Annotated in this window: 16 protein-coding genes and 2 pseudogenes; 9 read left to right on the forward strand and 9 right to left on the reverse strand. The window is 62.7% G+C overall.

Annotated features, from left to right (window positions below):
• Positions 1–84: 84 nt before the first annotated feature.
• The 9 genes and pseudogenes from DM450_RS11885 to DM450_RS11930 all read left to right on the forward strand — a co-directional run bounded on the left by DM450_RS11885 (position 85) and on the right by DM450_RS11930 (position 10958).
• Entirely contained in the window at positions 85–480 is a 396-nt protein-coding gene (locus DM450_RS11885; protein ID WP_142635060.1) for a hypothetical protein, read from the forward strand.
• Positions 481–944: 464 nt separating this feature from the next.
• Positions 945–1907 carry a malate dehydrogenase gene (mdh, locus tag DM450_RS11890; protein ID WP_142635062.1) on the forward strand — a complete coding sequence of 321 codons (963 nt, stop codon included), beginning with the start codon at positions 945–947 and terminating at the stop codon, positions 1905–1907.
• 176 nt (positions 1908–2083) lie between these two features.
• Positions 2084–2974 (forward strand): succinate--CoA ligase subunit alpha, encoded by an 891-nt coding sequence (gene sucD, locus DM450_RS11895; protein ID WP_142635064.1) that lies wholly within the window; start codon positions 2084–2086, stop codon positions 2972–2974.
• A 178-nt stretch (positions 2975–3152) separates the two neighbouring features.
• Positions 3153–6005 (forward strand): 2-oxoglutarate dehydrogenase E1 component, encoded by a 2853-nt coding sequence (locus DM450_RS11900; RefSeq protein ID WP_142637821.1) that lies wholly within the window; start codon positions 3153–3155, stop codon positions 6003–6005.
• 8 nt (positions 6006–6013) lie between these two features.
• Positions 6014–7243, forward strand: coding sequence for a 2-oxoglutarate dehydrogenase complex dihydrolipoyllysine-residue succinyltransferase (gene odhB / locus DM450_RS11905; protein ID WP_142635066.1), 1230 nt, complete (start codon positions 6014–6016; stop codon positions 7241–7243).
• A gap of 115 nt (positions 7244–7358) precedes the next feature.
• Positions 7359–8756: a dihydrolipoyl dehydrogenase gene (gene lpdA / locus DM450_RS11910; protein WP_142635068.1), complete on the forward strand. Its 1398-nt coding sequence runs from the start codon at positions 7359–7361 to the stop codon at positions 8754–8756.
• Positions 8757–8865: 109 nt separating this feature from the next.
• Positions 8866–9126: pseudogene (locus tag DM450_RS11915) on the forward strand (transposase); the annotation flags it as partial.
• Between the two features lie 507 nt (positions 9127–9633).
• Positions 9634–9752 (forward strand): annotated as a pseudogene (locus DM450_RS25845) (IS481 family transposase); the annotation flags it as partial.
• A 567-nt stretch (positions 9753–10319) separates the two neighbouring features.
• The gene (locus DM450_RS11930; protein ID WP_142637823.1) at positions 10320–10958 is read left to right on the forward strand and encodes a trimeric intracellular cation channel family protein; all 639 of its coding nucleotides are present in this window, start codon (positions 10320–10322) and stop codon (positions 10956–10958) included.
• 379 nt (positions 10959–11337) lie between these two features.
• Here the strand turns inward: DM450_RS11930 and rplQ are convergent, their stop codons facing one another.
• The 9 genes from rplQ to rplO form a co-directional block, all read right to left on the reverse strand.
• Positions 11338–11760, reverse strand: a complete 423-nt coding sequence (gene rplQ, locus DM450_RS11935; RefSeq protein ID WP_142637825.1) for a 50S ribosomal protein L17 — start codon at positions 11758–11760, stop codon at positions 11338–11340.
• A 141-nt stretch (positions 11761–11901) separates the two neighbouring features.
• Positions 11902–12297 (reverse strand): diacylglycerol kinase family protein, encoded by a 396-nt coding sequence (locus DM450_RS11940; protein WP_142635072.1) that lies wholly within the window; start codon positions 12295–12297, stop codon positions 11902–11904.
• Between the two features lie 144 nt (positions 12298–12441).
• Positions 12442–13509: a DNA-directed RNA polymerase subunit alpha gene (locus DM450_RS11945; protein WP_142635074.1), complete on the reverse strand. Its 1068-nt coding sequence runs from the start codon at positions 13507–13509 to the stop codon at positions 12442–12444.
• A 105-nt stretch (positions 13510–13614) separates the two neighbouring features.
• Positions 13615–14004, reverse strand: a complete 390-nt coding sequence (gene rpsK / locus DM450_RS11950) for a 30S ribosomal protein S11 (RefSeq protein ID WP_007011846.1) — start codon at positions 14002–14004, stop codon at positions 13615–13617.
• 51 nt (positions 14005–14055) lie between these two features.
• The gene (rpsM, locus tag DM450_RS11955; RefSeq protein WP_142635077.1) at positions 14056–14424 is read right to left on the reverse strand and encodes a 30S ribosomal protein S13; all 369 of its coding nucleotides are present in this window, start codon (positions 14422–14424) and stop codon (positions 14056–14058) included.
• Positions 14425–14822: 398 nt separating this feature from the next.
• On the reverse strand, positions 14823–15506 hold the full coding sequence (locus DM450_RS11960; RefSeq protein WP_260609834.1) for an SRPBCC family protein: 684 nt from the start codon (positions 15504–15506) through the stop codon (positions 14823–14825).
• Between the two features lie 117 nt (positions 15507–15623).
• The gene (locus DM450_RS11965; RefSeq protein ID WP_142635079.1) at positions 15624–16271 is read right to left on the reverse strand and encodes an adenylate kinase; all 648 of its coding nucleotides are present in this window, start codon (positions 16269–16271) and stop codon (positions 15624–15626) included.
• Positions 16272–16308: 37 nt separating this feature from the next.
• Positions 16309–17676: a preprotein translocase subunit SecY gene (secY, locus tag DM450_RS11970; RefSeq protein WP_142635081.1), complete on the reverse strand. Its 1368-nt coding sequence runs from the start codon at positions 17674–17676 to the stop codon at positions 16309–16311.
• 234 nt (positions 17677–17910) lie between these two features.
• A complete protein-coding gene (rplO, locus tag DM450_RS11975; RefSeq protein WP_142635083.1) occupies positions 17911–18390 on the reverse strand; it encodes a 50S ribosomal protein L15 in 480 nt (159 codons plus the stop codon).
• Between the last annotated feature and the right edge of the window lie 77 nt (positions 18391–18467).

Below are 18467 nucleotides of genomic sequence, written 5' to 3' on the forward strand. Positions count from 1 at the left end.
TTGGAAACCATAGCCTCTCACGAAGACTTAGCCCCCGTCGTGGCAGGAAGAACTCCCCCGGCAATGACAAAAGGGCCTGCAACGATGACCATCCGCTTTTCCGCTGCACGAGGCGGAACGACGCCGGTGATCATGCGCGCGCTCTGCCCCTCCGCCCCGCTCGATGCGGTGAACGACAATCGGGAACCGCCGCAGCCACGCAGTCGCCGCGACTCCACGCGCAGGTCTAGCAGCTTCATCTCAGGTCCGGTCCTGCCCTCAGCCGCCAACCAGAACGGCCATGACGAGCGCATGTTGACCGAGGCCCTGCGCCACTTCGCGGCTTACGGCCTCGCTGCCGCGAGCCACGCCCGCGCCAATGCCGAAGCCGCCAGGCTCTCCGGCGACATGCAGGGCTGCGACTGGTGGATCGCGATCTGCCGTCAACTCGATCGCCGCATGGCCGACGCGCTGGTGCGCCGTATCGCCCGCAACGGCTGATCCTCCCCATCACCTCCGCGCGTAATAGCTTTCCGCAAGGCGCGACCTTCAGGGATCGCCCCTTGTGCCGTTTCTGATCCCGTTCGCGACCACGCGCCTTGCCTGCGCGGCGACTCGCCGGAAGGCTTCTTGCCCCTGTCATGCGACTGCGGGAAACTTTCTCCGCGCAAGACCAGCCCAAGGCCCTCACGAGCTTGCGAAAAGCGCGGTCGCGATTGCGCCGGATAGCGCCCCGGAGGCGATTCCGGACGCGGAATCGCACAGTTCTAAGCTTATTATTGCTATTGCGAACTATTATCGATAATTTCCACTCCCCCACGGCTTTCCGCGGTTGTTTCACGGTTGCAATGTCGGATCGAGGGGCGTAACGCGCCCTTCGTCAACACCGGCGCCTGCCTTTAGCGGGACACAGCAGCCGCCTTTTAGTCCGAAGCGCCCGCCTTGTGGGAAGGACAAGCAGCATCATGGCTCGTAAGAAGATTGCCCTTATCGGCGCCGGCAACATCGGCGGCACTCTCGCGCACCTCGCCGCGCAGAAGGAACTGGGCGACATCGTCCTGTTCGACGTCGCTGAAGGCCTGCCCCAGGGCAAGGCTCTCGACCTGTCGCAGTGCGGCCCGGTCGAAGGTTTTGACGCCAAGATCACTGGCACCAACGACTATGCCGACATTGCCGGCGCCGACGTCATCATCGTCACCGCCGGTGTCGCCCGCAAGCCCGGCATGAGCCGCGACGACCTGCTCGGCATCAACCTCAAGGTGATGAAGTCGGTCGGCGAAGGCATCGCCGCCAACGCTCCCGACGCTTTTGTGATCTGCATCACCAACCCCCTCGACGCGATGGTCTGGGCGCTGCGCGAATTCTCGGGCCTGCCCCACAACAAGGTCGTCGGCATGGCCGGCGTGCTGGACTCGGCGCGCTTCTCGACCTTCCTCGCCTGGGAGTTCGGCGTTTCGGTCCGCGACGTGACCTCGTTCGTGCTCGGCGGCCACGGCGACACCATGGTGCCGGTGGTCGAATACTCGACCGTCAAGGGCATTCCGGTTCCCGACCTCATCAAGATGGGCAAGTCCACGCAGGAGCGTATCGACGCCATCGTCAAGCGCACCGCCAATGGCGGCGGCGAAGTGGTCTCGCTGCTCAAGACCGGTTCAGCCTTCTACGCACCGGCCGCTTCGGCGATCGCCATGGCTGAATCGTACCTGGGCGACCAGAAGCGCGTCCTGCCTTGCGCCGCGTACCTCGAAGGCCAGTATGGCGTCGACAACCTTTACGTCGGCGTGCCGGTCGTGATCGGCGCCGGCGGCGTCGAGCAGGTGATCGAGATCGAACTGAACGAGCAGGCCAAGGCCGGCCTTCAGGTTTCGATCGATGCGGTCAAGGAACTGCTGGTCGCCTGCAAGGGCATCGACAGCTCGCTGGCCTGATCCGAAAATCCAGCCCCGCCAGCCCCCGACGACACGTTTCGAGAGGGCTGGCGGGGCTCCGGCCTATCTGGGCCGTTGATTTTACCACTTGGGCGGTTGCACTTCGCGGAATTTACGCCATGGCGCATACCAAGCCGGAATCGGCCCACCCCAGGAACAGGAATTAGGATCACCCTATGTCCATTCTCGTCGACAAGAATACCAAGGTCATTACCCAGGGTATGACCGGCAAGACCGGCAGCTTCCACACCGAAGCGGCGCTGGCCTATGGCACCCAGATGGTTGCCGGCGTCACCCCCGGCAAGGGCGGCACCAGCCACCTCAACCTGCCCCAGTACGACACCGTTGCCGAAGCCAAGGCGGCTACCGGTGCGACGGCTTCGTGCATCTACGTTCCGCCCGCAGGCTGCGCCGACGCCATCCTCGAAGCGATCGACGCCGAGATGGAACTGATCGTCGCGATCACCGAAGGCGTTCCGGTTCTCGACATGGTCCGCGTGAAGCGCGCCCTTTCGGGCTCGAAGTCGCGCCTGATCGGTCCGAACTGCCCCGGCGTCCTGACCCCTGGCGAATGCAAGATCGGCATCATGCCCGGCAGCATCTTCTCCAAGGGTTCGGTCGGCGTTGTCTCGCGCTCGGGCACGCTTACCTATGAAGCCGTGTTCCAGACCACCAACGCGGGCCTGGGCCAGACCACGGCCGTCGGCATCGGCGGTGACCCGGTCAACGGCACCAACTTCATCGACGTCCTGGAACTGTTCCTGGCCGACGAAGCGACCAAGTCGATCATCATGATCGGCGAAATCGGCGGCAGCGCCGAAGAAGAAGCGGCTCAGTTCCTCAAGGACGAAGCCAAGCGCGGCCGCAAGAAGCCGATGGTCGGCTTCATCGCCGGTCGTACGGCTCCTCCGGGCCGTCGCATGGGCCACGCCGGCGCGATCGTGTCGGGCGGCCAGGGCGGCGCCGAGGACAAGATCGCGGCGATGGAAGAAGCGGGCATCCGCGTCTCCCCCTCGCCCTCGCTGCTTGGCGAGACGCTGGTCGAGGTTCTCAAGGAACTGGCGTAAGTCAGTTTTGCCCGTGGCGGCGGTTTTCCGTCGCCACGGGTCTATAAAGTACCGGCGTGATCAAGACGCCGGATGATTTGCGAAGACACGGGACTTTCCTCCCCGAAAGCCGGCTTCGCGCAGATTATGCTCGGTAGCGCCGGGAATCCCCTCCCGACGCCACATGAAGGTGATTCCCATGGGCGACGAGAGTTTCGACTTCACCCCGGACCAGTCCCTCGACGGACCGCAGGCCGGACCTAGCTGGCAGCGCAAGAACTGGCCCCTCGTTGGCGCCGAGTTCGAGGACGACCTCACGCAGGGCCTCGACCCCAGCGCGCTGAAGGTCAAGATCGAGAAGGCTGCCGCCAAGGGCGGACAGAAGATCGACCAGTCCCGCATAGACGAAGCGGCGGCTGACGCCATCCGCGCCATGATGCTGATCCGCACATATCGCGTGCGCGGTCACCTCGCCGCCAACCTCGACCCGCTCGGCCTGAACCAGCGCCAGCTCCCGGCCGACCTCACCCCCGAGTACCACGGCTTCGTGGGCGCTGCGCAGGACCGTCCAGTCTACGTCGGCGGCGCACTGGGCCTTGAGTGGACGACCGTTCGCGAGATCGTCCAGATCCTGCGCGCAAATTACTGCGGCAAGGTCGGCCTCGAATACATGCACATCGCCGATGTCGAGGAACGCCGCTTCCTCCAGGAGCGCATGGAAGGCGCCGACAAGGAAATCGAGTTCACCGTCGAAGGCAAGAAGGCGATCCTTCAGGCCGTCGTGCGCGGTGAGCAGTACGAGAAGTTCCTCGGCAAGAAGTACGTCGGCACGAAGCGCTTCGGCCTTGATGGCGGCGAAGCCATGATCCCGGCGCTCGAAGCCGTGATCAAGTACGGCGGCACGCTGGGCGTGAAGGAAATCGTGTACGGCATGGCCCACCGCGGCCGCCTGAACGTCCTCGCCAACGTCCTTGCCAAGCCCTACAAGGTCATCTTCCACGAATTCTCGGGCGGCACCGCCAACCCGGAAGACGTCGGCGGCTCGGGCGACGTGAAGTACCACCTCGGCACCTCTGCCGACCGTGAGTTCGACGGCATCAAGGTCCACATGAGCCTGATGCCCAACCCGTCGCACCTTGAAACCGTCGATCCGGTCGTGCTCGGCAAGGTCCGCGCCTACCAGACCATCGCCGACGATATCGGCGACGACGTAGGCCCCGGTTCCAAGCACAAGCAGGTCCTGCCGGTCCTCATCCACGGTGACGCGGCCTTCGCCGGCCAGGGCATCATCTGGGAGTGCTTCGGCCTCTCGGGCGTGAAGGGCTACAACACCGGCGGCTGCATCCACTTCATCATCAACAACCAGATCGGCTTCACGACGAGCCCGCAGTTCGCGCGCAACTCGCCGTATCCGTCGGACGTGGCGAAGGGCGTTCAGGCCCCGATCCTGCACGTCAACGGCGACGATCCGGCTGCCGTTACCTTCGCCTGCAAGCTGGCGATCGACTATCGCCAAACCTTCGGCCGCGACATCGTGATCGACATGTGGTGCTACCGCCGCTTCGGCCACAACGAAGGCGACGAGCCCGGCTTCACGCAGCCGCTGATGTACGCGCAGATCCGCCAGCACCCGCCGGTCAGCCAGATCTATGCCGAGCGCCTGAAGAAGGAAGGCGTCATCGACGACGCATTCCTGCCGCAGACCGAAGCCGCGTTCACGCAGCATCTGGAAGAGCAGTTCGAGGCCGCCAAGACCTACAAGTCCAACCAGGCCGACTGGTTCTCGGGCCAGTGGAGCGGCTTCCACAAGCCGGCTGACCCCGAAACCGCGCGCCGCAATGTCGAAACCGGCATCGAGAGCAAGCTGTTCGACAGCCTCGGCCGCGTGCTGACCACCGTTCCCGAGGACCTCACCGTCCACAAGACGCTGGCCCGCGTGATCGCCGCCAAGGAAGAGATGTTCAAGTCGGGCGACGGTTTCGACTGGGCGACCGCCGAAGCACTCGCATTCGGCAGCCTCGTCACCGAAGGCTACGGCGTGCGCCTGTCCGGTCAGGACTGCGAACGCGGCACCTTCTCGCAGCGTCACGCCGTCTGGGTCGACCAGAAGGACGAGCACAAGTACACCCCGATCAAGACCCTGCCCCACGGCAGCTTCGAGGTGCTGAATTCGACGCTTTCGGAATATGGCGTACTCGGCTTCGAGTACGGCTATGCCAGCGCCGATCCGAAGACCCTGGTGCTCTGGGAAGCGCAGTTCGGCGACTTCGCCAACGGCGCGCAGATCATCATCGACCAGTACGTCGCCTCGGCCGAGTCCAAGTGGCTGCGCGCCAACGGCCTCGTCATGCTGCTGCCCCATGGCTACGAAGGCCAGGGTCCGGAGCACTCGTCGGCCCGCCTAGAGCGTTACCTGCAGCTTTGCGCACAGGACAACATCCAAGTCTGCAACATCACGACGCCCGCAAACTACTTCCACGTTCTGCGCCGTCAGATGCACCGTCCGTTCCGCAAGCCGCTGGTTATCATGACGCCGAAGTCGCTTCTGCGTCATCCGCTGGCCAAGTCGCCCGCTTCGGAATTCCTCGGTGACGGCCACTTCCGCCGCCTGCTCTCGGACCCGAACGGTTCGAGCGACGAGGCGACGAAGAAGGTCATCCTGTGCTCGGGCAAGGTCTTCTATGACATCCTCGAAGCACGCGACGCTGCCGAGATCGACGACACCCAGATCATCCGCCTCGAACAGCTCTACCCCTTCCCGGGCGAGCCGCTGGCCAAGCGCCTTTCGCGCATGCCCAACCTCGAAGAGATCGTCTGGTGCCAGGAAGAACCGCAGAACAACGGTTCCTGGTTCTTCGTCGAATCGCAGATCGAAGCTGCCGCCATCGAAGCCGGTGTCGCCCAGCCGCGTCCGCGCTATGCCGGCCGCAACGCCTCGGCCTCGCCGGCCACCGGTCTCGCCAAGCGCCACGTCGCCGAACAGGCCGCGCTGGTTGCCGATGCGCTGCACCTCTCCGTCCGTTCCGAACTCCGCCGCAAGCAGAAGGCTTGAGATAAATCATGACCACCGAAGTCAAGGTCCCCGTCCTCGGGGAATCCGTCGCCGAGGCCACCATCGGCCAGTGGCTGAAGCAGCCCGGCGAGCCGGTTGCCGCTGACGAGCCCATCGCCAGCCTCGAGACCGACAAGGTCGCCATCGACGTCATGGCGCCGCACGCCGGCGTCATGGGACAGCAGCTTGCCAAGGAAGGCGACACCGTCGTCGTCGGCGCGCTGATCGCCACGATCGAAGCAGGCTCGGGCGCCGCTGCTGCCCCCGCAGCCGCTCCGGCTGCTGCCGCCCCTGCTCCGGCCCCGGCTGCCGCTGCCGTCGCGCCCGCCCCGGCTCCTGCCGCGGACGACGCTTCGGCCGGTTCCTCGGTTCTGTCGCCGGCGGTGCGCCGCGCGATCCTTGAGCATGGCATCGACCCCGCCACCATCAAGGGCACCGGCAAGGACGGCCGCATCACCAAGGACGACGTCCTTGAAGCGGCCAAGAACAAGCCGGCTTCGGCCCCTGTCGCTGCTTCGGCTGCCGCTGCTCCGGCTGCGCGCAACGAAGAGCGCGTCAAGATGACGCGTCTGCGCCAGACCATCGCCAAGCGCCTGAAGTCCGCACAGGACAACGCCGCGCTTCTCACCACCTTCAACGACGTCGACATGTCGGCCGTCATCGAAGCGCGCGAGAAGTACAAGGACGTGTTCCAGAAGAAGCACGGCATCAAGCTCGGCTTCATGTCGTTCTTCGCCAAGGCTTCGGTCCTCGCCCTCAAGGACATCCCGGCCGTCAACGCACAGATCGACGGTGACGAGATCGTCTACCACGACTACGTCGACATCTCGATCGCCGTCTCGGCCCCCAACGGCCTCGTCGTTCCGGTCGTGAAGGACTGCGACAAGCTGGGCTTCGCCGGCATCGAGAAGGCCATTGCCGAATTCGGCAAGAAGGCCAAGGAAGGCACCATGACCATGGCCGACATGGCCGGTGGTACCTTCACCATCTCGAACGGCGGCGTGTTCGGCGGCCTGATGTCGACCCCCATCATCAACCCCCCGCAGTCGGCCGTGCTCGGTCTGCACCGCATCGAGGACCGCCCGGTCGTGCGTAACGGCGAGATCGTGATCCGCCCGATGATGTACATCGCGCTGTCCTACGACCACCGCATCATCGACGGTCGCGAAGCCGTTACCGCGCTGAAGACCATCAAGGAAGCGATCGAGGATCCCACCCGTCTCCTCATCGACCTCTGATCCGAATGCCCCGTCCGCACCGATCTTGGTCGGGCGGGGTTTTCACGTGAGATCCAATGACTATTTTCCGCTCGTAGCTATTAGTGCGAAGCACGAGCGTACGGAGGCCTGAACAATGGCTGATTACGATTACGACGTCCTTGTCATCGGTGCCGGCCCTGGCGGCTATGTCGCAGCGATCCGCGCCGCGCAGCTTGGTCTGAAGACCGCTTGCGCCGAAGGCCGCGAGACGCTGGGCGGAACCTGCCTCAACGTCGGCTGCATCCCCTCGAAGGCGCTGCTCCACGCTTCGGAATACTTCGACGCGGCCAAGGGCGGCGCGATGGCGGCGATGGGCATCAAGGTGACCCCCGAGCTTGACCTCGACACCATGCAGGGCCAGCGCAAGGACGCCGTGAAGGGCCTGACCGGCGGCATCGAGTTCCTGTTCAAGAAGAACAAGATCGACTGGCTAAAGGGCTTCGCCCAGTTCAAGGACGCGCATAGCGTTGAGGTTGCCGGCAAGACCGTCACCGCCAAGAACATCGTGATCGCCACCGGTTCCTCGGTCACCCCGCTTCCGGGCGTCGAGATCGACAACGCCGGCGGCGTGGTCGTGGACTCGACCGGCGCGCTGGAACTGGCCTCCGTCCCGAAGAAGATGGTCGTCATCGGCGGCGGCGTGATCGGCCTCGAACTCGGTTCGGTCTGGCGCCGTCTCGGCGCGGAAGTCACCGTTGTCGAATTCCTCGACCAGTTGCTCCCCGGCATGGACCTCGACGTCCGCAAGGAAGCCGCCAAGATCTTCAAGAAGCAGGGTATGACGCTCAAGCTTTCGACCAAGGTCACCGGCGTTGCGGTTGAAGGCAAGGCTGCCAAGGTCACTGTCGAGCCCGCCGCCGGCGGCGCTGCCGAAGTGATCGACGCGGACGTCGTGCTCGTCGCCATCGGCCGCAAGCCGAACACCGACGGCCTCGGCCTCGCGAACATCGGCCTCGAACTCAACCAGCGCGGCCAGATCGAGACCGACCACGACTTCGGCACCAAGGTGTCCGGCGTATGGGCTATCGGCGACGTGATCCCCGGCCCGATGCTCGCGCACAAGGCCGAAGACGAAGGCATCGCCGTGGCCGAGAACATCGCGGGCCTGACCGGCATCGTAAACCACGACGTGATCCCGGGCGTGGTCTACACGCAGCCCGAAATCGCCGGCGTGGGCCTGACCGAAGAAGCCGCCAAGGCTCGCGGCGGCGTGAAGGTCGGCAAGTTCCCGATGCTCGCCAACTCGCGCGCCAAGACCAACCACGAGCCCGATGGCTTCGTGAAGGTGATCGCCGACGCTGAAACCGACCGCGTGCTCGGCGTGTGGTGTATCGCCTCGGTGGCGGGCACGATGATCGCCCAGGCTGCGCAGGCCATGGAATTCGGCGCGACCTCGGAAGACATCGCCTACACCTGCCACGCGCACCCGACCCACTCGGAAGCGATCAAGGAAGCGGCCATGGCCGTCACCGGCAAGCCGATCCACATCTGATCGGCGGCCCTTCCCAGAAGGCAAGCAAAGGCCGGTGGCGCAGAAGCGCCACCGGCCTTTTTCGGTTCAAAATGAGTAGCCCCTAGATTTCTGGACGCCTTCTATCCTAATTTTAAGGGCTGGAGACGACGAAGGGGAGCCTAATTTCAGCGATGAGTTCAAGCGTGATGCGGTGGCCCAGATCACCGAACGTCGGTATCCGGTAGCGGAGGTATCCGCGCGGCGCGGCGTCAGTCAGCATTCACTGTGCGCTTGGAAGCGGCAACTGGCGAAGGTGGTGTCTGGCGATGCCTGCAAGGATGCCGAGATCCATCAGTTGAAGCGCGAGCTTGCCCGGACGACCGAGGAGCGCGACATTCTAAAAAACGGTCGCGGGTTTAGCCCGCCTGCGCGCGCGAGAAACGGGCCGTGCTATGCGGCTCACCAGGAGGGCTGCGGCCGTTCGCATATTGGTGGCATGATACCCCGTTAAAAAACGTAGTCTGTGAGCAGTTACGCACTTGAGAGTGGTGGCGCCGCACAGCGGTGATCCCGATTAGGAAAATGACGGTTTGCATCGCCCATGCCCCCCATTCTGGAGGAGATGAGGAATGAGTAGATAAAAAGCGGCGAAAGTCGGCGATATGCCGATGATTGTGCCGGGCGCGGCGACGATCGATATCGGATCCCCCTGGACATGGCAGCGGTCAATCCCGGCGCCGATGATCGGCCCGTACGCGCATTCAACACATTCACCGGTGACCTGCATGATATGGCGCGCTGGTTCAAAGCGTGCGGCGTCACAAGCCTGGCGATGGAATCTACCGCCGCCAAATGGATCCCAGCGTTCGAAGTGTTGGAGGAGCATGGTTTCCACGTCATCCGCGTGAATGCGCGGTATGCCAAGAATGTCGCTCTGAAGTTCAGGACGCCTTACGAGGCCATCGAACAACTCTGGAAATCAAAGCCCGAGGGCTTTATCGTTCAGCCGATCACATGCTGGGACCAAACACCTAGCCAGAAGATGCAGTTGCGGTGGCGGAACCCGGAACGAAACCCCTACATCTTCAGGGACGAACTCCGAAACACCGTCACTTCTCGCTATCATGATGTCGCCATGGCCTTGGGCCAAGGTTGAATGGAGAGCCGTATGCGCTGAAAGGTGCACGTACGGTTCGGGGAGGGGAAGCGCTTATGCACTTCCTACTCCACTCCCCAGCGTGGTAGGCCGGTCGTTTCAGAGCAGACAGACCACCGATGCGGAGCTGCAGGCATGCACATGGCAGTATGGTCTACGGTACAGCAAAACGGTGCTTAAATGGCACTGCAACGCGCGGCGCCTGCAACGAACAATTACGAGATATAACAATCGTACTGTTCCGGAACGTTCAGCCGTCAGGCAATGGGAATTCGCATTCTGTTCGTCGCCCCCCAGAACACCCAAGACTTCGGGCATCAGCTTACGCTGGATCATCAGATAGCGGATATCCTCTTGATTGCCGCTGGAGTGCGATCCACACTGTCGCGCAGCGGGCCCTCTTTCCGAAGCCTGCCCAACGGACCTATGCTACAGACATGTTGACCATGGATCCGCCCCTTAACCCTGTACTCCCACCGGTAATCGACTTATTCGGCATTGCTGTCTTCGCACTGTCCGGCGCACTTTCAGCCGTACAAATGCGTCAAACATTTATCACCGCCGCCTTTTTCGCGCTGATGACTGGAGTCGGCGGAGGCACCTTGCGCGACCTGCTCATTGGCGCGCCGGTGTTCTGGATCCGCGACCAATACGTTGCACCGGTGTGCCTCGCCGTTGCGCTGCTCGCGTGGTTCACGCCAGTCAGGTGGTGGCAGGGCCGCCTACTGGAATGGGCCGACGCATTGGGCCTCTCCGTGTACGCGGTATTCGGCACGATCAAGGCCCTCGCTTGGGGCGTCCCGGTTGCCCCCGCTATTCTCATGGGTGTTGTGACCGGCTGTGTAGGTGGGATTATTCGCGACGTTTTGGCCGGTCGTCCCTCCATCTTAATGCGGCCAGAACTTTATGTGACTGCTGCCGCACTGGCCGCTGCGCTAGCTGCGGCGGGCATCACTGTGGGGCTATCGGCGAGCCTTAGCTGGGCGCTGGCTGCCGCAGCAGGCTTTACTCTGCGCGGCGCCGCTATCCACTGGTCACTAGGTCTGCCTGTCCACAATGGCCCGGACGGGGCCGATAGAGCATGATCCGTCTAGACTGAATCGATTCTTGTTTTCGCGCCCCTATTTTCGTCCATTTCGAGCCATCGGATGATCCCACCTGATCAAGCCGGGCCACCTTCCCAGCCCCTTAAATCATCACCACACAGACGTTCGAACCGACGCACATGAATCCGTTTCATTGCCATTGGAGGGGACGCTATCATGCCCTGCCTTGAATGTCGTAACGAATCGAGCGTAGCTTCTAGCCTCAGCGTTCAGAGCGACCTCCATCTCGTCATGCTCCGATTAACCGCCTCGTCGCCAAACAGAAAAAGGCGGTTACGAGTTCGTCACCCGTAACCGCCCTTTACAATTTTTGCCCCGACCCTGCCCCTAAAAAGGGCACGGAGGGCACGCCACCCGATCAGGCCTCAGCGTATTCGTTTTCGTCGGTCAGGACCGGACCAGAGTCCTTGCCCTTTTCCGAAATATCACGGTCGACGAGCTCGATGATCGCAATCGGAGCGGCATCCGATGCGCGAATGCCAGCCTTGATGATACGGGTATAGCCGCCAGCACGGCCGGCATAACGCTCTGCCAGCACTTCGAAGAGCTTCTTTTCCTGTACCTCGTCCATCAGGCGAGCATGCGCCAAACGACGGTTCGAAAGGCCACCATGCTTCGCGAGCGTAATCAGCTTTTCGAGATAGGGGCGAAGTTCCTTCGCCTTGGGCGTAGTGGTCTGGATCTGCTCATGCTTGATGAGCGCGGCAGCCATGTTGCGCAGCAGCGCGGCGCGGTGACCCGAGGTACGCTGCAGCTTACGCTGACCATACTTATGACGCATGTCTTTTTCTCCGTTCGTCAGACAGCCGTTCAAGGTACTGCCTGCCTGGCGATGTGGTACGGCCACCGCCCAAAGCCGGTATGTGTGAAGGCGCGCTCAATACGAAAACCGCGTGAGAGTCAAGTGTTGCAATTCATTCCCTCATGTCAGTAAGACAAGAAGCGGTGGCCCGAGCGTCAAAAATCCGACAGCCGCCGCCGCGACCGCAGCGATCAAAACTCCTCCTGCCGCGATGTCCTTGATGTTCCTGATCGCCTCATCAAACCCTGGCTCGCCCCGATCGCACAGGGTCTCGATCGCGGTGTTGAATGCCTCTGCGAGCCACACCAGCGCCATGGCGAGCAGCAGCGCGCACCAATCTCGTGCCGAAACATTCAAGCCCAGTCCGCCGCCCACGACACCTATCGGCGCGGCTAAATGCACCCACGCATTATGCTCCCGTACGCCCATCAGGCAAAGCCCACGCCACGCGAAACCCAAACTCGTTAGCCGGGCGCGCAGGCTAAACGTGGCGTTGTATTTGGAATGATCGTGCATCACCACTTGGTAGACGCGGCACCTCCCACCCCAAAATGATCTTTTAATGCAGATGAAGCGCACATCTCATGCAGCCAATGGCCAAAGAAAAAGGCCCCACAGTTTCCCGCGAGGCCCTCTTCAATTCGGTATCGACAATGCCAATCAGCCGAGCAGTTCCTGCTCCAGCTTCTTAGCCATCTCTTCGATGTTTTCGGGCGGCCAGCCCGGGATATCCATGCCGAGGCGCAAGCCCATCGACGAAAGGACTTCCTTGATCTCATTGAGCGACTTGCGGCCGAAGTTCGGCGTGCGCAGCATCTCGGCTTCGGTCTTCTGGACCAGATCGCCGATGTAGATGATGTTGTCGTTCTTGAGACAGTTGGCCGAACGGACCGACAGTTCCAACTCGTCCACCTTCTTGAGGAGGTAGCGGTTGAGTTGGTTGGTGTCGCTCTCCTCCGAAGCAGTAGCGCCGCCAGCAGCCATACCGATCATCGGCGAAGCGCCAACCGGGGCAATGTCCTCGAAGTGGACGAACAGCGCGAGCTGGTCCTGAAGAATGCGCGCTGCATAGGCAACGGCGTCTTCCGGGGTGACAGTGCCGTCGGTTTCGACCGTGAGGCTCAGCTTGTCGTAGTCGAGTTCCTGACCGATACGGGCATTGTCGACCTTGTAGCTGACCTGACGGACCGGCGAGTAGAGCGAGTCGACCGGGATAAGACCGATCGGCGCATCAACGGGACGGTTCGACACGGCGGGGACGTAGCCCTTGCCGGTGTCGGCGGTGAGTTCCATGTTCAGGACCGCACCATCGTCGAGGTGGCAGATCACGAGGTCCTTGTTCATGACCTCAATGTCGCCCGACACGGCGATGTCGCCGGCCTTCACTTCGCCCGGGCCAGTGGCCGAGAGCTGGAGACGCTTCGGGCCTTCGCCCTGCATCTTGAGCGCGATCTGCTTGACGTTGAGGACGATGTCCGTGACGTCTTCGCGAACGCCGGCCAGCGACGAGAACTCGTGAAGGACGTTCTCGATCTTGATCGAGGTGATCGCGGCTCCCTGAAGCGAGGAGAGCAGCACGCGGCGCAGCGCGTTGCCGAGCGTCAGGCCGAAGCCACGCTCCAGCGGTTCGGCGATGAAGGTCGCCTTCAGCTTGGGGTCGGGTCCCGGCTTGATCTCAAGGCTGTTCGGCTTCTTGAGTTCCTGCCAGTTCTTGATGTTGACAGTCATGGACTTCCCCTGGGAGTGATGGCGGTTACGCCCCGAAGCCTGGTGGAAAGGCCCGGGACGTTCCGAAGTCGGACGGCGACCGGTTCGCCGTCCGTATTAGCTCGATCAGACGCGACGGCGCTTCGACGGACGAACACCGTTGTGCGGGATCGGCGTCACGTCGCGGATCGAGGTAATGGTGAAGCCGACAGCCTGGAGGGCGCGCAGCGCGCTCTCACGGCCCGAACCCGGGCCCTTGACTTCGACTTCAAGGGTGCGCACGCCGTGTTCGGCGGCCTTCTTGCCGGCGTCGTCAGCGGCGACCTGCGCGGCGTAGGGAGTCGACTTGCGGCTGCCCTTAAAGCCCATCATGCCGGCCGAGGACCACGAGATCGCGTTGCCCTGGGCGTCGGTGATGGTCACCATGGTGTTGTTGAAGCTAGCATTCACGTGGGCGATGCCGCTGGTGATGTTCTTGCGTTCGCGGCGCTTAATGCGCTGGGGTTCGCGTGCCATGTCCGTATATCCTGTAGATTAGTCGCTGCGGGAAAGAAGCCGAAAGGCGACTTACTTCTTCTTGCCGGCGATCGGCTTGGCCTTGCCCTTGCGGGTGCGCGCATTGGTATGCGTGCGCTGGCCACGAACCGGCAAACCCTTGCGGTGACGCAGGCCACGGTAGCAGGCGAGGTCCATCAGACGCTTGATGTTCATCGCGGTTTCGCGACGAAGGTCGCCTTCGACGGTGTGCTCCGCGTCGATGGTTTCGCGAATCTGCAGGACTTCCGCGTCCGACAGGTCCTGAATGCGCCGGCTGTGATCAATGCCCAGCTTATCAGCGATTTCCAGGGCCTTGGTACGACCGATGCCATGGATATAGGTCAGCGCGATGATAACGCGCTTGTTGGTGGGGAGATTTACCCCTGCAATACGAGCCACTTAATTCTCCATGCTCCACAGGAATGCCCTTTCGGGCTTTCCCATCTCAACGCTCAAACACCTGAAACTGCCGAAATGGCAAAAGGTCCGGAGCACAGCAACATGGTTGCCTGCGCCATCCGGACTTGCCGCAAGTGTCAAGTGAACGGCGCGCTTAGACCGATTCGCAAGGCATGTCAACGCCTGCAAACCTCGACTCCAGCGCTCGGGCTGCATGGCCCGATGTGCGACCTCATCGGCGCGACGAAGCGCGCGCACTGGCCGACGGATGCACTGCCGCTCTTCGGCGGGTCGCGCGGCACCCATGATAGATGGATTATACCGCAATCCGCCGGCGCAGTCAAAGAAAGCGCCGCGCGCGCAATCACCTGCGTACAATGGCGCGGCATTTCTCCCCGTCAACGGCCGATGATCCGCGCCTTGCCGTCCGCCTTGGGCACTGGCGGCCCGGCCAGCTCGGCAGGCACGGCAGCCGCTTCAGGAATACCCTCGTCCATCGTTTCCGGCCGGAACGCCGCCGCGAATGAGCCCCCCAGTTTCTCCACCAGACGGCCCACCTGCTCGCCCAGCACGCCGTCGAACATCGGCGCCAGCTTTGCCGGGTCACCGCGGAAATAACCGCCGACCACGTATTCGACGAGAACCTGCGTCCCGGTCTCATCCGGCTTGAACTGGAAGGTCAGCGTTGCCACCGCCGCGTCGGCCTGCAGCGGCCCGAGCGCGCCCGAGAGCCGAAGCGCCCTGCCCTTGTCAACGTAGATGGCCCGCATGTGCTCCACGCCGCCACGCGCACCTCCCTCGGCCCCAGCGGCGGCCGGCAGCACTTCGCAGAAACAGCCGCCAGGCCGGGCATCAAGCGTGAGATTGGCCGCATCGCCCGAATAGGTATGCTCCGAATCCCACCACTGCGACGGCTTCACCAACACCGCCCAGGTCTCTTCCGGCCCGACCGACACATGGGCAACGTAGCGCAGGACGATCCCGCGCTCGCTTACTTCCTGCACTTTGGCCTCAGCCGCGCCGGTAAAAGCCACACCCCATGCAGCCAGCGCCAACGCCGCGTACCTTGCAGAATTCATCATCGTTTGCCCCGTCGAAACATCCGGGACATGACACGACAAGCCCGGCGACACCGCAAGCCTAGCGCCCCATTCCGGATGCGAAAAGGGCCCGCGGTATTCCGCGAGCCCCTTGATGCATCAGGATTTGAGCGCCGCCTCGATGGCAGCCGTCACATCATCCATTTCAGCCATTCCGTCGACCTTGGAGACGATCCCACGCTCCTCGTAGATCGGCAGGATCGGCGCGGTCTTGGCTCGGTACTCAGCCATGCGTGTGCGCACGGTCTCGGCATTGTCGTCCGGACGACGCTTGAACTCGGTACCGCCGCACTTGTCACACACACCCGGGACCTTGGGCTGTTCGAACTTGTCGTGGTAGCCCTTGCCGCACGTGGAGCAAGTGAAGCGACCGGTAATGCGCTCAACCAACGCGTCTTCGTTCACTTCGAGTTCCACCACACGGTCGAGCTTGCGACCGCGTGCCGACAAGATCTCGTCGAGCGATTCGGCCTGCGCCGCCGTGCGCGGATAACCGTCGAAGATCGCGCCAACGCCGACGCCCATCACATCGAGTTCCTCACCGATCAACGCCGAAACGATCGCGTCCGAAACCAGTTCGCCGCGATCCATGACCGCCTTCGCTTCCAGGCCGGTGGGCGTCCCCGCCTTGACGGCGGCGCGCAGCATGTCGCCAGTCGAAAGCTGGCGCATGCCGTGCTTTTCAACCAGACGCTGCGCCTGGGTGCCCTTGCCCGCCCCCGGCGGGCCCAACAGGATGATATTCACGCCTTAACCCCTCAATTATCCCTGGTCTGCACTGCATTCAGCGCAGACGTCCCTTCAGCTTGGCCTTCTTGATCAGGTCGCCATACTGGTGCGCCAGCAAATGCGACTGGATCTGGGTGATGGTGTCGACCGTCACGTTGACGACGATCAGCAGGCTGGTGCCGCCCATGAACAGCAGCGGCAGACCGGTCATCGAGAGGAAGTACTCGGGAACGGTGCAAACCACGGTCAGGTACAGCGCGCCAATCACGGTCACGCGCGTCAACACGTAGTCCAGATAGTTGGCAGTGTTCTTGCCCGGACGGATGCCGGGGATGAAGCCGCCATTCTTCTTCAAGTTCTCGGCAGTCTCTTCGGGATTGAAGACGACGGCGGTGTAGAAGAACGAAAAGAAGATGATGCCGCCGGCATAAAGCGCCATGTAGAGCGGCTTCCCGTGACCAAGGTACTGGTTGAGCGTGATGACAAGCTTGCCACCGAACGAATCGGGATTGAGCGACTTGCCGGCGAACTGCGTGATCGTCAGCGGCAACAACAGCAACGAGCTGGCGAAGATGGGCGGAATGACGCCAGCCGTGTTCAGCTTGAGCGGCAGGTGACTGCGGTCGGCCTGCATCATGCCGCGCTGGGTTGCGCGCTTGGGATACTGGATCAGCAGGCGGCGCTGGGCGCGCTCGAAGAAGCAGATACCCAGGATCATGCCGACCAGCAGCACGATGAGCGCGATAATCAGGATCGAACCCGTATCGCCGGCGCTGTACGCCTGGCCAAGGTTGCTGGCGAACGTCGGCATCTGCGCGACGATACCAGCCATGATGATCAGCGAAACGCCGTTGCCGATGCCGCGCGCGGTGATCTGCTCACCCAGCCACAGCAGGAACATGGTTCCGCCAACCAGCGAGATAACCGCCCCGACGCGGAACACGAGGCCCGGATCGACGACGGCAGGCAGACCACTCGACGCGCCGTAGGCTTCAAGGCTCACGGCCAGGAACCAGCCCTGGATCGCGCAAAGCAGCACGGCACCGTAGCGCGTGTACTGGTTGAGCTTCTTGCGGCCGGCTTCGCCCTCCTTCTTCAGCGCCATCAGCGCCGGGTGCAGGGCCGCGGCCAGCTGAACCACGATCGAGGCGGTGATGTAAGGCATCACGCCGAGCGCAATCAGGCTCATGCGCGAAAGCGAACCACCCGAGAAAGTGTTGAACAGGTCGAGAATGCCGCCCTGGGTCTTGTCGTAGAGCTTGGCGAGAATCACCGGGTTGACGCCCGGGAGCGGCACGAAGCTCAGGAAGCGGAAGACGATAAGCGCACCGATCGTGAACCAGATACGGTTCTTGAGTTCGGTGGCCTTCGAGAAATTGGCCAGGTTCAGCGAGCTGGCAACGTTGTCGGCGCGAGAAGCCATGACGATTGGTAATGCCTCGAATAGTCGGTTCGCACTTGCCTTAGCGACTGCGCGCAGGCTTGTCGAACCCCGGTTCTGGTCCGCTCATATAGACATTCGTCCAAGGTCTGAAAGACCCCTACCTGTCATTGCCCCTTGGAATCGGATATCCGATTGCCCGGAACGAAGAGAGGGCGAAGCGCCCGGCGCCCGCCCTCTCCCTATGAGCTATCGCGGATGCGATACCGCTCGGCCTCAGGCCTCGGCGGTTTCCTTGACAGGAACGATCACCGAACCACCAGCCTTCTCGACGGCAGCAACGGCGCCCTTCGAGGCACCGGCGACGTTGAAGGTGACCTTGGCGGTCAGTTCACCCTTGGCGAGGAGGCGCACGCCATCCTTGCCGCCGCGAGCGAGACCTGCATCCTTAAGGGCGGCGTGGTCAACGGTGTTCGCGATATCGAGCTTGCCAGCATCGATCGCCTTCTGGATCATGCCCAGGTTCACTTCGGCGTAGTCGCTGGCGAACTTCTTGTTGCTGAAGCCGCGCTTCGGAAGACGCATGTGGAGCGGCATCTGGCCGCCCTCGAAGCCGTTGATCGAAACGCCCGAGCGCGCCTTCGCACCCTTCTGACCGCGGCCGGCAGTCTTGCCCTTGCCCGAACCGATGCCACGGCCCACGCGGATGCGGCGGTGACGGGCGCCGGCGTTGTCACGGATGTCATTCAGTTTCATAATCTGCACTCGCTTTCGCTTTAAATCGCGCTTTAAGGAGGGCGCCGCTTAGGGGAAAGATTAAGGCTTGTCACCCC

Source organism: Sphingomonas sp. IC081 (assembly GCF_006874585.1).
Lineage (GTDB): Bacteria > Pseudomonadota > Alphaproteobacteria > Sphingomonadales > Sphingomonadaceae > Novosphingobium.

Bases quoted from the DNA above. Each gene is read 5' to 3' on its own strand.
- DM450_RS11885 (WP_142635060.1), top strand. From the start codon at position 85: ATGACCATCCGCTTTTCCGCTGCACGAGGCGGAACGACGCCGGTGATC.
- mdh (WP_142635062.1), top strand. From the start codon at position 945: ATGGCTCGTAAGAAGATTGCCCTTATCGGCGCCGGCAACATCGGCGGC.
- sucD (WP_142635064.1), top strand. From the start codon at position 2,084: ATGTCCATTCTCGTCGACAAGAATACCAAGGTCATTACCCAGGGTATG.
- DM450_RS11900 (WP_142637821.1), top strand. From the start codon at position 3,153: ATGGGCGACGAGAGTTTCGACTTCACCCCGGACCAGTCCCTCGACGGA.
- odhB (WP_142635066.1), top strand. From the start codon at position 6,014: ATGACCACCGAAGTCAAGGTCCCCGTCCTCGGGGAATCCGTCGCCGAG.
- lpdA (WP_142635068.1), top strand. From the start codon at position 7,359: ATGGCTGATTACGATTACGACGTCCTTGTCATCGGTGCCGGCCCTGGC.
- DM450_RS11930 (WP_142637823.1), top strand. From the start codon at position 10,320: ATGGATCCGCCCCTTAACCCTGTACTCCCACCGGTAATCGACTTATTC.
- rplQ (WP_142637825.1), bottom strand. From the start codon at position 11,760: ATGCGTCATAAGTATGGTCAGCGTAAGCTGCAGCGTACCTCGGGTCAC.
- DM450_RS11940 (WP_142635072.1), bottom strand. From the start codon at position 12,297: ATGCACGATCATTCCAAATACAACGCCACGTTTAGCCTGCGCGCCCGG.
- DM450_RS11945 (WP_142635074.1), bottom strand. From the start codon at position 13,509: ATGACTGTCAACATCAAGAACTGGCAGGAACTCAAGAAGCCGAACAGC.
- rpsK (WP_007011846.1), bottom strand. From the start codon at position 14,004: ATGGCACGCGAACCCCAGCGCATTAAGCGCCGCGAACGCAAGAACATC.
- DM450_RS11960 (WP_260609834.1), bottom strand. From the start codon at position 15,506: ATGATGAATTCTGCAAGGTACGCGGCGTTGGCGCTGGCTGCATGGGGT.
- secY (WP_142635081.1), bottom strand. From the start codon at position 17,676: ATGGCTTCTCGCGCCGACAACGTTGCCAGCTCGCTGAACCTGGCCAAT.
- rplO (WP_142635083.1), bottom strand. From the start codon at position 18,390: ATGAAACTGAATGACATCCGTGACAACGCCGGCGCCCGTCACCGCCGC.